Origin of the sequence: Lentzea indica (assembly GCF_012184385.1) — a bacterium.
Lineage (GTDB): Bacteria > Actinomycetota > Actinomycetes > Mycobacteriales > Pseudonocardiaceae > Lentzea > Lentzea indica.
Window position 1 is genome coordinate 1 of the sequence record NZ_VSRL01000248.1, and the last position, 12,989, is coordinate 12,989.

General features: G+C 68.5%; 15 protein-coding genes and 1 pseudogene. 9 read left to right on the plus strand and 7 right to left on the minus strand.

The features are described from left to right. From FXN61_RS39710 to FXN61_RS39725, 4 genes and pseudogenes are all read right to left on the minus strand, one after another. Positions 1 to 256 (minus strand): annotated as a pseudogene (locus tag FXN61_RS39710) (glycosyltransferase); the annotation flags it as partial. Continuing rightward, positions 238 to 1,425, minus strand: a complete 1,188-nt coding sequence (locus FXN61_RS39715) for an O-antigen ligase family protein (RefSeq protein ID WP_167979049.1) — start codon at positions 1,423 to 1,425, stop codon at positions 238 to 240. The pseudogene FXN61_RS39710 and the gene FXN61_RS39715, both read right to left, overlap by 19 nt. Beyond that, positions 1,416 to 2,366 carry a polysaccharide deacetylase family protein gene (locus tag FXN61_RS39720; RefSeq protein WP_167979050.1) on the minus strand — a complete coding sequence of 317 codons (951 nt, stop codon included), beginning with the start codon at positions 2,364 to 2,366 and terminating at the stop codon, positions 1,416 to 1,418. The genes FXN61_RS39715 and FXN61_RS39720 overlap by 10 nt, the downstream gene beginning before the upstream one ends. After that, on the minus strand, positions 2,356 to 2,940 hold the full coding sequence (locus tag FXN61_RS39725) for a hypothetical protein (RefSeq protein WP_246292676.1): 585 nt from the start codon (positions 2,938 to 2,940) through the stop codon (positions 2,356 to 2,358). The genes FXN61_RS39720 and FXN61_RS39725 overlap by 11 nt, the downstream gene beginning before the upstream one ends. Before the next feature lie 399 nt (positions 2,941 to 3,339). Here FXN61_RS39725 and wecB point away from each other — a divergent pair, with 399 nt between their 5' ends. Next, positions 3,340 to 4,479: a non-hydrolyzing UDP-N-acetylglucosamine 2-epimerase gene (gene wecB, locus FXN61_RS39730; protein ID WP_167979051.1), complete on the plus strand. Its 1,140-nt coding sequence runs from the start codon at positions 3,340 to 3,342 to the stop codon at positions 4,477 to 4,479. Here wecB and fxsT read toward each other — a convergent pair. Continuing rightward, entirely contained in the window at positions 4,476 to 6,947 is a 2,472-nt protein-coding gene (gene fxsT, locus FXN61_RS39735) for an FxSxx-COOH system tetratricopeptide repeat protein (protein ID WP_167979052.1), read from the minus strand. The two genes, wecB and fxsT, sit on opposite strands and share 4 nt — an antisense overlap. Positions 6,948 to 7,112: 165 nt before the next feature. On the opposite strand from fxsT, the gene FXN61_RS39740 reads away from it, so the two are divergent. Genes FXN61_RS39740 through FXN61_RS39755 form a run of 5 tightly spaced genes read left to right on the plus strand, consistent with a single transcriptional unit; the run spans position 7,113 to position 10,385 of the window. After that, positions 7,113 to 7,274, plus strand: coding sequence for a hypothetical protein (locus FXN61_RS39740; RefSeq protein ID WP_167979048.1), 162 nt, complete (start codon positions 7,113 to 7,115; stop codon positions 7,272 to 7,274). Positions 7,275 to 7,283: 9 nt separating this feature from the next. Next, positions 7,284 to 8,273: a MauE/DoxX family redox-associated membrane protein gene (locus tag FXN61_RS39745; RefSeq protein WP_223165808.1), complete on the plus strand. Its 990-nt coding sequence runs from the start codon at positions 7,284 to 7,286 to the stop codon at positions 8,271 to 8,273. Beyond that, entirely contained in the window at positions 8,270 to 9,718 is a 1,449-nt protein-coding gene (locus FXN61_RS54865; RefSeq protein WP_281360825.1) for an ATP-binding cassette domain-containing protein, read from the plus strand. Before FXN61_RS39745 ends, FXN61_RS54865 begins: the two co-directional genes overlap by 4 nt. Beyond that, positions 9,715 to 10,053: an ATP-binding cassette domain-containing protein gene (locus FXN61_RS54870; RefSeq protein ID WP_376770801.1), complete on the plus strand. Its 339-nt coding sequence runs from the start codon at positions 9,715 to 9,717 to the stop codon at positions 10,051 to 10,053. Before FXN61_RS54865 ends, FXN61_RS54870 begins: the two co-directional genes overlap by 4 nt. Continuing rightward, positions 10,053 to 10,385 (plus strand): S26 family signal peptidase, encoded by a 333-nt coding sequence (locus FXN61_RS39755; protein ID WP_167979054.1) that lies wholly within the window; start codon positions 10,053 to 10,055, stop codon positions 10,383 to 10,385. The genes FXN61_RS54870 and FXN61_RS39755 overlap by 1 nt, the downstream gene beginning before the upstream one ends. On the opposite strand, the gene FXN61_RS39760 is transcribed toward FXN61_RS39755, so the two are convergent. After that, positions 10,317 to 10,616, minus strand: a complete 300-nt coding sequence (locus FXN61_RS39760) for a helix-turn-helix domain-containing protein (protein ID WP_167979055.1) — start codon at positions 10,614 to 10,616, stop codon at positions 10,317 to 10,319. The two genes, FXN61_RS39755 and FXN61_RS39760, sit on opposite strands and share 69 nt — an antisense overlap. Before the next feature lie 57 nt (positions 10,617 to 10,673). Continuing rightward, entirely contained in the window at positions 10,674 to 11,489 is an 816-nt protein-coding gene (map, locus tag FXN61_RS39765) for a type I methionyl aminopeptidase (protein ID WP_167979056.1), read from the minus strand. Positions 11,490 to 11,613: 124 nt separating this feature from the next. Here map and FXN61_RS39770 point away from each other — a divergent pair, with 124 nt between their 5' ends. From FXN61_RS39770 to FXN61_RS39780, 3 genes are all read left to right on the plus strand, one after another. Beyond that, positions 11,614 to 12,180, plus strand: coding sequence for an EF-hand domain-containing protein (locus FXN61_RS39770; protein ID WP_167979057.1), 567 nt, complete (start codon positions 11,614 to 11,616; stop codon positions 12,178 to 12,180). A 19-nt stretch (positions 12,181 to 12,199) separates the two neighbouring features. Next, a complete protein-coding gene (locus tag FXN61_RS39775) occupies positions 12,200 to 12,490 on the plus strand; it encodes an antibiotic biosynthesis monooxygenase family protein (RefSeq protein WP_167979058.1) in 291 nt (96 codons plus the stop codon). 49 nt (positions 12,491 to 12,539) lie between these two features. Further along, a partial coding sequence (locus FXN61_RS39780) for an alpha/beta hydrolase (RefSeq protein ID WP_167979059.1) occupies positions 12,540 to 12,989 on the plus strand: 450 nt, incomplete at its 3' end.

The following is a 12,989-nucleotide window of genomic DNA, read 5'->3' on the forward strand; positions in this document are numbered from 1 at the left end:
CCACGACGTCCGGCCGGAACCGGCGCACGGCCCTCCGAGTCGCCCACGCCGCGCGCAGCACACCCCACCCGGACCTGCACGCCACCGGCACGTCGAACACGGGCACGCCGGCGGTACGCAACGCATCGGCGCGGAAGCCGCCACCGCCGGCCACCGCGGACTCCCAGCCGACCTCACCATTCGCGACGGCCATGCCGGCGACGAGCGCCTCCGCACCGCCCGCGCCCATCTCGCTGATCACGTGGAGAACGCGCATCGAACACTCTCCTTCTGTGAAGCCTTTTTGGCCCGTTGCTCGATCGCGACAGCGACGGCGACGAGTGACCACAAGGGCAGGTAGTACTGCTCGGACAGGAAGATCGAGGCGACCAGCACAGCGATGAGCGCCGCCTGCACGGCCAATGCCTCGCGCCGGTCGGCCACTCGACGCAGCGCCCGTTCACTCGCGACGAAGCCGATCGCGATCAGCCCGATCAGCAGCGCGAACCCCGGCAGCCCGAGTTCCGCGGCCACCTCGAGGAACAGGTTGTGCGCCACCGGGGTCTGCTCGTCGATCTCCGCGTTGTGCGACGCCGCCGCGTACTCCTGGCGGAATCCGCCGGGTCCCACGCCGAGCACCGGATCGTCGGCCAGCATCCGCGCGGCCGCCTGCCAGCGCAGCATCCTGGTGTCGGCGTTCGTGCCCGCGATGTGGCTCTTCTCCTGCAGCGCCCGCGACAGCTCCGCCTGAGCCGCCTGCGCGAACACCAGCGCCGCGACGCCGGTCACCGCAGCGGTGACGACCACCGCGCGGACCGGCAGGCCACGCCGCGCTATCAGCCACGCCAGTGCGCACGCCAGCGCGATTCCCCCGCCGCGGGAGAAGGTCGCCGCCGTACCGGCCACCAACACCGCGCCCAGCAACAACAACGCGATCCGCGACCGGCCCTTCGCCGGTAGCGCGACCAACAACGGCAAGGCCGCCACCAGGAAGAACGCCAGGTCGTTGGGATCCTCCAACGGCCCGGTCGCGCGCAGCTCGCCTCCGATGACGCTCGCCAGCCCGCCGCCGGCCGCCACGATCGCACCGGCGACCGTCGCGGCGAGCAACGCCCTGACCGGCACCTCCCGCGCGGTCACGTCGGCGAGCACCACCGTGACCACCAGGAACGGCACCCAGCGCACCAGGTACTCGAGGGTGAACGGCTCGGCCTCGTGCACGGCGGAGGTGGCGAGCAGCACCACCGCCAGCAGCGCGAGCACCAGGTGCAGGGGGTGCGGCGCGGGCAGCCGGCGTTGCCGGATCAGCGAGACCGCCCACACACCGATCAGAGCTGCCGGCATCGCCTTGGCCAGCTGCCCGTGCAACTGCAGCAGATACCCCTCCAGCGGCGCCAGCGCCACCGTCGCGCAGGCGAGGACGCGCAGCAGGAAGGTCAGCCACATGCGACCGGATCCCGTTCCCGCAGACCGGAGGCCGCGACGCGGGCGACGTGCTCTCCGGTGCCGACCACGTCGAAGTGCCCGCGCAGCAAGGACAACACCCAGCCCAGCAGCGCCACTTTCTCGTGACCGGGCACGGCCATGCCGGGGAAGAACTCCATGCCGGGTGCTTCGGAGGCTGTGAGCACGTCGGTCGGATGCAGCAGCAGCGAAGGAGAAACCATGGTGGCCAGGCACAACCGCAACGCCGTGCGGAAGTAGCCGCGTGCGAGCCGGGGCGAGATCTGGTGCAGTTGCAACAGATACGCGCCGTGGATCGGCACCCTCAGCAGCGGCATCGTGGTCACCGGCAGCTCGACGAGACCGTTGTCGCGCCAGCGATACGCGGTGTTGGGGGCTTTGACCCTGCCGAATCCACCGAACAGGTCCGCTCCGCCGTCGGTCGAGCCGGCGGTCCGGTTGTGGTAGGCGCGGGCCAGTGGCCCGATCCAAGTGGGCAGAACGCTGGCGTCGTACCGGTATCCACGCCGGTTCAGCACGTCGAGCAGTTGCGGCGTGACGCTGTAGCCGGGGCCGCGGAACCCGACCGGCCGTGGTGCGCCCGCCGCCATGATCGCCTCTTCCGCGCGCGTCACCTCGGCCTCGAGCTCGGCGTCGGAGTACCTGTGCAGCCAGGGCTGGTGCCAGAACGAGTGGTTGGCCACCTCGTGGCCGGCCGCGGTGATGGCCGCGACGGCGTCGGCGCCGTCGTCGCGTTCCGCGTCCGCGCCCACGACGAAAACCGTTGTGGTCAGCCGCTGTTCGCCGAAGACGTCGAGCAGCCTCGGTACCGCGGACGGCAGGAAGCTGGGTCTGCTCTCCCACCTCGGGTCGCCGTGCGTCTTCAGATACGCCCAGAGGTTGTCGAGGTCCAGCGACACGCTGCGACGGGCTTCATCGCTCACCACCTGCCGGGACCAGGGCAGGAGCTGGCCGCGAGACGGACCCGAGCACCAGCACGCCGGACACCACGAGCAGCACTCCCAGCACGACCCACCACTCACGTCCCGCCGCGATCTGATCGCCCATGACCGCGAGCCCGGCCACCGAGCCGATCACCACCGTGGTCGCGTCCATCGACGCCACCGCGGACGTGGCGGAGACCCGCTGCAACGCCGTCGCGATGCACGCCTGGCCGACGAACGCGGCGACGACCATGAGCCAGGTCAACGGGTGCAGCACCAGTTCGACCAGCGGCTTGCCCGCCACGTTCCTGGCCGCCACGGCGACCACCGCGAAGGCGATGCCGGCCAGCACCGGCGTCGCGGCCTTCAGGGTGCGCGCCAGCGGAAGCACCGCGAGCGTCAGCACTCCCATCACGACCAGGGCCGGCACCAGGGAGAGTTCCCGTGCCGTGGACGGCGCCGCCGCACCCGTCAGCAACAGCAGACCGGACGCCATCACCGCCAGCACCACGATCTCCAACTGTCGGACCCGCCAGCCGAGCAGCAGCACCCCGATGACGGTCGCCAGCCCCACCGCGCACGAGGAACCGGCCTGCACCAGGTAGAGCGGCAGGTGCTCACGGGCGAGGAACGCGAACAGGAAACCGCCGACCTGACAGGTGAAACCCAGCAGGTACAGGCGATCCGCGGCCAGACGCGCGAGCAGTCCCAGGCCGGTGCCTGGACGTTCGTCGCCTGCGAGCGGCGACGGTCTGCGCGACTATCCCCAGCCCGTACAGCACAGTGGACACCGCAAGGGCCAGATGACCGGACACGCAGGACTCTCCGTAAGTTTCGGCGAAACACGCGTCGGCGCGCGCCTCAGATGAGGGCGCACACTACGACACGCCTATACCGCAACACTTTCGAGCGATATCCCAGGCAATGCTTTCGGGTGAACGTGTGCGTGATCAGCCCAGAAACGTCAGGATCGATGAAGTACCTTGCCGCGGTGCGGGAAACGAACACCGTGACGATCGTCTGCGGCACCAGGCCCGAACTGATCAAACTCGCGCCGCTCGTCGAACACTTCGGCAGCGCGTGCACCATGATCTACACCGGTCAGCACTACGACCGTTCCATGTACTCGCTCATCCGCCGCGACGTGCCGGAACCGGGCGGTTTCCACGAGCTGCGACTCGGCGGTCTGCGCCGGGGCGACCAGCTCGGCCGCGCGGTGTCGGCCGTCGACGAGGTGCTGGCCACCGAGCGGCCGGCGGCCGTGATCGTCCAGGGCGACACGACCTCAGCGCTCGCCGGCGCATTGGCGGCCAACGCCTGCGACGTGCCGCTGGTGCACGTGGAGGCGGGCTTGCGCAGCTACGACCGCGCGATGCCGGAGGAGCACAACCGCGTGGTCATCGACCACCTCGCCGACCTGTGCTGCGCGCCGACGTCGTTGAACCGCCACAACCTTCTCGCCGAGGGAGTCGCGGACGGCTGCATCGTCGTCACCGGCAACACCGTCGTCGAAGCGCTGGCGCACGCGTTGCCTTCGGTCGACGAGGAAAGCGCGGTGCTGTCGGGGCTCGGCCTGGCACGCGATCACTATGTGCTGGCGACGATCCACCGACCGGAGAACGTGGATGACGCGGACAACCTCGAGACGATCCTGCGTGAGCTCGGGCGGATGCCGTTGCCCGTCGTGCTGCCGCTGCATCCACGGACCGCACAGCGGGTCGGGGCGTTCGGGCTTCAGGGGTTGTTGCACGGTGTTCGGGTGATCGAGCCTCAGCCCTACCGGACGTTCCTGGCTCTGGCGCACGGTTCTGCCGTGGTCGTGTCGGACTCCGGCGGGATCCAGGAGGAGGTGAGCGTGTTGAAGCGGCCCGTGGTCGTCGTGCGGCGCAGTACTGAGCGGCCGGAGATCGAGGGCACGTTCGGGACGCTCGTTCCTCCTGGGCCGCGGGTCGGTGGTGCGGTGTTGTCGTGGCTGGATGACGTGCCGGGACATCGGGCCGCACTGCAGAGCATCGCTTCGCCGTACGGCACGGGCTCGCCTTCGGCGCACATCGCGTCGGCGGTGCGCGCGATGCTGGAGCCTGTTGGCGAACCCGTTGCGGCGGGGATCTAGCGTTTTCGCGGGAGCGTATTGGGCGGCTGACCTTTCCGAATGTTGTTCAAGGCTTCTTCGAACTGCTGCACGAGCGGGTTGTTCCTGCCGAGACTGTTGCGCACGCGGATGAGTGTGCGAAGCAGAGTGTTCGTCCCCAGTCGAGGATTTCCGGCTGCTGAGGTCCACACGGCCAGTGGGATCTGAGCCATGAGTGTGAGCTTGTCGTACGGGCCACGCTGGATGGTCAATTGTTCGACGGCGAACACGTTGAGGTCGCGTGCAGCGGCTGGGTAACCCGCTTGACCGAGCGTCCCGGCGTATGCGGCCTGGAACTGCACCGTGCGCAGATCCAGTGCGCCAAATTCGGTGGTGGCGACCGCTATCACCTCGCGATGGATCTGTATTGCCTCGTCGAACTGGTTGAGTTGTGCCAGAGTCAGTGCGAGGCGACTGCAAGACTGGAGTACGCGCTCGTGGTTGGGACCGAGCACACGGGTTCGCACGGGTAGCAGGTCCTCGAAAAGCTGACGGGCGAGATCGAATTCACCCAGCTTGAGATGTGCGGAGGCCAGTTCGTGGCGTGTGAGCAAGGTGTCAGGGTGCTCAGCGCCCAGCACCCTCACCTGTGCTTCCACCAAGTCGGACAGCACCTTTTGGGCTTGTGACGGGTTGAAGAGGTACAACCAGTGCGCCAGGCCGTACCGCGCTCGGAGCACTTGCTCGTTCTCGAGGCCGAGAACGGGGGACATGTCGTGGACGAGCGTTTTCAACTGTGTGATCGCGGTGGGCAGGTCGCCCATTTCCCCGTGCAGGAACGCCCCGTCGTAGCGCAGATCGAATGTTCGAGGATCAGTGGGTAGATGCTCGGCAGCGGTCAGGGCGTGGTTGCGGAGCTGTTTCCAGGCATCCATCTTCTGCATGTTGAGGGGATAAGTCGGCAGCGCTGCGGTGATGAGGTCGCGGGCTTGGACGGCGTGGTCGAGGGTCTCGCCGAGTCGGTGCCGGGTGACGGCCTGGATCAGGCGGTGGACCGTGATCGTGCCTTCCGCGCCGCGCGTCACGAGGCTGTGGGAGAGAAGTTCTCCGATGGCTCGTGTGAGGGCGAGCTCGTCATTCATCAAGGGGTGCAGCACCGCGACCGGGATCGAGTCCGGGGCGAAGTAGGCGATCGTGTTGAGGATCAGAAGTGCCGACGGCGACATCTTCTCGATGGCCAGAAGCCACGTCGTGGCAACGGTGTGCGGGTAGTCGTCTGGCTGGCCGTCGGTGTGCAAGTCGGCGCTGCGGTCCTGGTAGAAGCGCAGGTAGGTCGCAAGGTCGATGCCGTTGGCTGAGGTGAACGACGCAGCCTGGGTCAGTGCTAGTGGGAGGCCGTCGAGCTCGTTGGCGAGCTTGGTCGCGGATTCGCTGTCCGAGTCCTGGGACACGGCGGCGAGCAGTTCGACGGCAGCATCGGTGTTCAACGGTTCGATGTGGTGAACGGCGCTGGGGTTGGGCCAGCGGCCCGCCTGGCTGGTGACCAGGACGTGGCCCTTGCCTTTAGCTGGGAAGAGGCCATGTAGCGCGGTTGCGTCGGGGAGGTTGTCCAAGACCAGCAACCATGGTTGCTTCTGCTCGGACAGCCAGACGTTCGCGCGCTGCACGGCGTTCCGCACCAGTTTGGCTTCGGCAGGGGAGTGGACGAGTTCGAGCAGGCTCCGGTACTCGCCGTCGACGGTGGTCGGGTCCTCCGCGCGCACCCACCAGACCACGCCGTAGTCGTCGAGATGGCGTTGGGCGTAGGCGCGGGCGAGGCTGGTCTTGCCGACGCCGCCCATGCCGGTGAGGACCTGGATCACGGGTGTGCGGGCTTTCGTCTGGGCTGTGAACGCCGTACGCAGGTCGGCGAGTTCTTGGTCCCGTCCGATGACTTCGGCCATGCCCGCGACCTGCGGGGAGACGATGCCGTTGAGTGCAGGGGTGGCGGCAGGCGTGTCCGGGGTCCAGGTGTCGAACACCGGTTCCTGGCCGAGTGGAATGTCGGCGAGCTCGGGTTGGTCCAACAGGAAGCGGAGCAGATCCTCGGCGCCGGACTTGGTGAAGGCTTCCACTTCGTAGACCGTGGTCGTGGACGGGGCGAGGAAGTCGGGGACTCCGCTGATCGCCTGTCCGGGCACGACGACCGGCACGAACTTCTGCAGGTCCCGTTGAGCTGCGTAAAAGGCGTCGCGGATCAGCCGGGCCTCCCACTGCACGCCTTTGCCGATGTGCTGCTCGGTCTGTCCTTCCGCCCGGAGCCGGTATTGCTCTGACGCCACGCACAGCACGACGTCCGCGTCGCGGATCTGGTCAGCCATCCACAGCGACCAGTCCTGCCGCTGACCGGCCGCGGCCTGGTCGAACTGGGCATCGATCCCGTTGTTCCGCAGGAACGCCCACAGGTTGCGCACCACGGCGCGGTGTTCATCGGACTCCTGTGCGTAGGAGATGAACACACGCCGCGCCATTGGCCACCCCTATCTCTGCCGGACAACTACACATCGCGTCATCCCGCGGATGTGTTGCATGCGCCGTCCGACCCCGTCCGACTCTGTCCGACTCATCTTCCGTTCGCGCCCCGGGCAGGCGAGCGTGGGCGCTGTTCTGTTGATCAACTGGGAGGAGCGGACCCCGTGAAGCGATTCGCACAGCTGGCCGGTGAGCGGCTCGTCGGACTCGTGCTGCCGAAGATCGATGCCGGTGCCTGCGTGCCGGAGCACGGGCAGTGTTGCAAGAAGGGCTACCGCTTCAACTGCAACGGCATCTGCTCGTCGGTGAGCAGCAGCTGCAAGTGACACAACGGGGTGCCGGCGAGCGCGCATCGCCGGCACCCCACCCCGCTGCTGGAGGCCGAAGTGCTCGACCTGTTCGCTCGCGTGCTGCTCGCCGTGGTGTTCCTCGTGGCTTTCGCCGGCAAGGTGCGCACCCGGCAAGGCTTTGCCGAGTTCCGCGACTCCATCGCCGCCATCGCACCGCGGTTGCCCGCACACCTGGTCGCTGTCGCGATCCTCGTGGGGGAGGCCTGTGCCGTTGTGCTGCTGGCCGTTCCCGGCACGAAGCTCGGATACGCGGCTGTCATCGCCTTGCTCGCGGCCTTCTGCGGCGGGATCACGCTCACCATCTACCGCAAGGAAGCCGTGCGCTGCCGGTGTTTTGGTGCTGGCGGCGACGTGCTCGGGCCCAAGCACCTCGTGCGCAACGGGTCGCTGGCCGCTGTCGCTGTCGCCGGCGCGTTCGTGACGACACCCGCCTCATGGGAGGAACCGTTGACCCTGCTCACGATCGCCGTTGTGCTGCTCGCCGTTGTGGTGGCGCTGCACGTGCTGTTCACGTACGGGCTGGTGGCCAGGGTGCGGGACCTGCAGGAGCGCTCCGGGCCGCCTCGCAACACGAACCTGCCGCAGCCCGGCATGGTCATCAGGCCGTTTTCGGTGGCCGACACCGATGGCATCGCGTTCACCGAGGCCGATCTCGACGGGCCGGTGCAGGTCGGCTTCTTCTCGGTCGGGTGCGGGCCGTGCCGGACCCTCACCGACGCGTTGCTCGACAACCCGCCTGCCGCCCGCTTCGTGTCCGTTGTGGACGGAGACCCGAGTGATCCTGATGCGACGGCGCGGCTGGTCGAGAAGGTCAGCGGGTTGGGGCGGGTGGTGGTGATCGGTACCGATGACCCCGTCTTGTCGGCGTTCGAGGTCATGGCGTTTCCGACGTTGGTCCACACGCATGGTGGCGTGGTGACGGCGTCCGGGATCAAGCTCGGCGACTTCGCCGGCGTTCCGGCGCCGGTGGCATGATCCGCAACGCCGCCGCGGCACTGGCGTTGCCCTTCCGTGCCGCGCCGCTGGTCGCCGGTGGAACCCTTGTGCTCACGGTGTTCGCCGGTGCCGCGCCGGCGAGCGGCGCTTGGCTGACGATGTTGCTGGTCGACGAGCTCACGTCCACCGCGGCGAGTCCCGGCAGGGCGGCGTTCCTGGCGGTGGCCTCCGCGCTCGTCGGTGGCGTCGCCATCGCGTTGCTCTACCTCTGCGGCTACCTCGGAGAGGTTGTGCGGCAACGGGTCGCGCTGACGGTGGAGAGCAGGTTGTTCCGGCGGATCGCCACTTTGCCGGGGCTTCGGCAGATCGAGGATCCCGCGTTCCACGACCGGCTGCGGCTCGCGGAGGAGGCCGCGCAGGAGGCTCCTGGCACGATCTCGCAGTTCACGCAGGAGCTGGTCCGCTCGGTCGTGTTGCTGGCGAGCTTCACCGGTGCGCTGCTGGTGGTGTGGCCGCCGATGACGTTGCTGCTGCTCGCGTCGGTGGTGACGGCGGTGTTCGCGAGGCTGGCGACGGCACGGCGTGAGGCGGCGACCGAGGAAGCGTGGGTGGCGACCGACAGGCGGCGGCTGTTCTACCGGGCGTTGCTCACGGATGTGCGTGCCGCCAAGGAGATTCGGCTCTTCGGCCTCGGTGAGTTGTTGCACACCAGGATGGTCGGCTCGCTGGCCGCGGTGTCCGGGGCACGGCTCGCGGCGCAGCGCAGGGGCACGGTGGTGCAGAGCGCGCTGGCGGTGCTCGGGGCCGTGGTGGCTGGGGCGGGCACGGTCGTGGTGGCACTCAACGTCGCGGCAGGGCGGTCGTCGGTCGGTGATCTGGTGCTGTTCCTGGGGGCTGTGGCCGGGGTGCAGACCGGGTTGTCCGGGGTCGTGCTCCAGCTCGGTGAGGCAGGGCGGGCGGTGCGGCTGTTCGGGCACTACCTCGACGTGATCGACACTCAGGACGACCTGCCTGCAGGCACTGGCACGCCTGCGAAAGCGGCGGCGATCGAGTTGCGGGACGTCTGGTTTCGGTACTCGGACGACGGTCCGTGGGTCCTGCGCGGCGTGAACCTGACCATCCCCGCGGGCGCGGCCGTCGGGCTGGTCGGGGTCAACGGCGCGGGCAAGAGCACGATGGTCAAGTTGCTGTGCCGGTTCTACGACCCGCAGCGGGGCTCGATCACGTGGGACGGCGTGGACCTTCGCGAGCTGGACGTCACGATGCTGCGGGCGCGGATCGGCGTGGTGTTCCAGGAGTTCATGGCCTACGACCTGACCGCGGCGGAGAACATCGGCATCGGGCAGGCGGCGGAACTCGGCAACCGGGCGCGGATCGTCGAGGCGGCGGAGACGCCCGCATCGCTGAGACCCTGGAGGCACTGCCGAACGGGTACGACACGGTGTTGTCCAGGACCCACGCGGACGAGGAGCGAACGGGCGTGACGCTGTCCGGCGGGCAGTGGCAGCGCGTGGCTCTGGCGCGGTGCCTGATGCGCACCGATGCCGGGCTGATGATCCTCGACGAACCGACGTCCGGTCTGGACGCCGAAGGGGAACACCGGGTGCACGACACGGTGAGGCGGCACGCGGAAGGCCGGACGCGGCTGCTGATCTCCCACCGGATGGCCGCGCTGCGCGGTGCCGACCTCATCGTCACCCTGGTCGGCGGGCGGATCGCCGAGCAGGGTGACCACGACGAGCTGATGGACGCCGATGGCGAGTACGCACGCCTGTTCCGGCTGCAGGCGGGCGGCTACCAGGACGTGAGGGTCAGCTGATGTGGATCAGAGTCACGGTGCGGGGCAACAGCATGTCGCCGACCCTGCACGACGGCCAGAAGCTGGTGGCACGCAGGCTCTTCCGGAACCCGCGCCGCCGTGAGGTGATCGTGTTCCGGGTGCCGGACCCGGAGCTGCCGCACCGGATCAAGCGGGTGGCGGCCGTCGCCGGCGACCCGGTGCCGGAGTGGCTCGTGCCGGCGCTGCCCGACGTGGCGTTCGTGCCGGCCGGATTCGTTGCCGTGGTGGGGGACAACCCGCGTTCACAGGACTCCCGTCAGCTGGGTTTGGTCGACTGTCGTGACATCGTCGGCGCCGTGCGCGGTACGTGAGCGTTTGCAGGCGGCGACCCAGCGCAGCCGCCAGCGCGTGGTGTCCCCGCCGCAGGCCCGCGCGATCGCCAGAACCGTGTCCAGCCGGGGAAACCGGCGGCCGGTCAACGCGTCGTGCAACGTGCTGCGGGCACAGCCGGTCCGGCGTGCCAGTTCGCGATAGGACATGCCGACCAGCAAACGCAGCTCGTCCAGGTCGATGCCGAGCTGTGTCCTGCCCCCTGTGGTCATCCAGACTCCCGGTGTTGTCGGTCCTCCGTTTCCTCTCCTCGTAAGCCCACTGCATGGTTACCTGAGGGCGTCGGAATTCGCCACCGTGCTGGTCACGGCCTTCTCCGAGGGGCGGCGGGTCAGCACCAGCGGCCCGTCCTCGGTGATCGCGACGGTGTGCTCGGAGTGGGCCGTGCGCGAGCCGTCGGCGGACCGCAGCGTCCAGCCGTCCTCGTCGAAGATGATCTGGTCGGTGGTGGCGGCGAGCCAGGGTTCGATCGCGATCGTCAGGCCGGGCTTGAGCCTCATGCCGTGCTTGCGCCTGCCGTTGTTCGGCACGTGCGGCGCCTCGTGCATGGTGCGGCCAAGGCCGTGCCCGCCGAACTCCAGGTTGCACGAGTAGCCGAACTCGGCGGCGACCTCACCGATCGACGCGGAGATGTCGCCGAGCCTGTTGCCCGGCTGCGCGGCCTCGATCGCGGCCTCCAGCGCCACCTCGGTGGCGCGGATCAGGTGCAGGTCCTCTTCGCGTGGCGTGCCGACGATGATCGACAACGCCGAGTCGGCCACCCAGCCGTCGATGCCGACGGCGATGTCCATGGTCAGCAGGTCGCCGTCGCGCAGGACGTAGCTCTTCGGCAGCCCGTGCAGCACCGCGTCGTTGACCGACAGGCAGATGACGTTGCGGAACGGGCCCCGGCCGAACGACGGCGAGTAGTCCCAGTAGCAGGACTCGGCGCCGCGTTCAGAGATCATGTGGCGTGCGTGGTGTTCGAGATCGAGCAGGTTCACGCCCACTGCGGCCCTGGCGGAGAGCTCGTCGAGCACCTCCGCGATGAACTGGCCGGTGACGTGCATGCGCGCGATCTCCGCAGGCGACTTGAGCTCGATCAACGTGTTCCTCCGTACGCAGGTTGCGGTATAACTATACCGGCTTCGCGGAGACGGCTGAACAACACCACCCAGGCGGGGGACGCGCGTTGCGCGAAGGCCTGTGGCGTCAGCACAGTGCCTGGGCATGAAGCAGGTGTTGCAACACAGGATCGACTCGACCTTCGCCCACTACGACGTCAACCGCAACGGCGTCATCGAGCTCGCGGACGTCTACGCGCTGGCCGACCGGCTGCTGCGGGCGTTCGGGGAGCCGGCGTCGTCGGAGCGGGGACGGGAACTGGTGGAGGCGTACGACCGGTTCTGGGAGATGCTGGTCGAGCATTGTGACGCCGACCGCGACGGCAGGATCGGGCCGGCGGAGTACCGCGACGCGATGATCGAGGCGGTCGTCGACAACGGGCCGTTCGGCACGGACTTCCTCGAGATCGTGCAGTCGTTGCTGGACATCGCGGACACGAACGGCGACGGCCGGGTCGACGCGACGGAGTTCCAGGTGCTGTTGAAGGCTCGCGGGCTCAGCGAGGCGGAGTGCGGGCTGGCGTTCGCCCATCTCGACACCGACGGCGACGGTGCGATCAGCGTGCAGGAATACGTTGCCGCCGTGCGGGATTACTACACGAACCCGGCGGAGGACACGCCCGGCAGCTGGCTGTACCCGAAGGCGTTGGAGTGCACTGGACTTAGTCACTGATATTGACTATCATCAACTCGTGACTACTTCGGTGGAACTGACCCGCTTCCGCGTGGCGCCTGGGAAGGCGGAGGCGCTTCTGGCTGCCCGGCCGGGCATGATCGCCGACTTCGAGGCCGACCGCGAGGGGTTTCTGGGTGCGCGGCTCGTGAGGCTTCCGAACGACGAGTGGCTCGACATCGTCGAGTGGCGTTCGCCGGAAGATTACGCCGCGTCTCGTGAGAAGGGCGCGAATCGCCCTGGCATCAAGGCGTTCTTCGAGGCGATCGACGCACTCGTCTCTGCGGAGGAAGGCGTGCTCTCCGAGTAGAGCTCGGCGGGAGGTTGGACTGAAAACCCTGTCTGAGAGAGGTCCCCCGATGTCTCGCAAGATCAGCTACGGCACTGAGCCGTCCCAGTTCGGTGAGCTGCACCTGCCGGAGGGCGATGGCCCGTTCCCGGTCGTCGTGATGATCCACGGTGGGTGGTGGGCGGCGATGTGGGACGCGACGGCCGTTCAGCCGCTCGTGCACGACCTCGTCGGGCAGGGCTACGCGGTGTGGAGCATCGAGTACCGCCGCGTCGGCGAGCCCGGCGCCGGCTGGCCCGGCACGTTCGAGGACGTCGCCAAAGCCGTTGACGTGGTGGCGGATCTCGACGCGCCGCTGGACCTGAACAGAGTCGCCGTCGTCGGTCACTCCGCCGGCGGGCACCTCGCGACCTGGATCGCGCACCGGTCCGCGTTGCCGGACGGTGTTCCCGGTGCGCGTCCTGGGATTCGGCTGGCCGGTGTGGTGTCACTGGCCGGTGCGCTCGACCTGGTCGCGGCC

Coding starts and splice junctions, on each gene's coding strand:
- FXN61_RS39715 (WP_167979049.1), bottom strand. CDS start 1,425: ATGTGGCTGACCTTCCTGCTGCGCGTCCTCGCCTGCGCGACGGTGGCG.
- wecB (WP_167979051.1), top strand. CDS start 3,340: ATGAAGTACCTTGCCGCGGTGCGGGAAACGAACACCGTGACGATCGTC.
- fxsT (WP_167979052.1), bottom strand. CDS start 6,947: ATGGCGCGGCGTGTGTTCATCTCCTACGCACAGGAGTCCGATGAACAC.
- FXN61_RS54865 (WP_281360825.1), top strand. CDS start 8,270: ATGATCCGCAACGCCGCCGCGGCACTGGCGTTGCCCTTCCGTGCCGCG.
- FXN61_RS39755 (WP_167979054.1), top strand. CDS start 10,053: ATGTGGATCAGAGTCACGGTGCGGGGCAACAGCATGTCGCCGACCCTG.
- FXN61_RS39760 (WP_167979055.1), bottom strand. CDS start 10,616: ATGACCACAGGGGGCAGGACACAGCTCGGCATCGACCTGGACGAGCTG.
- FXN61_RS39770 (WP_167979057.1), top strand. CDS start 11,614: ATGAAGCAGGTGTTGCAACACAGGATCGACTCGACCTTCGCCCACTAC.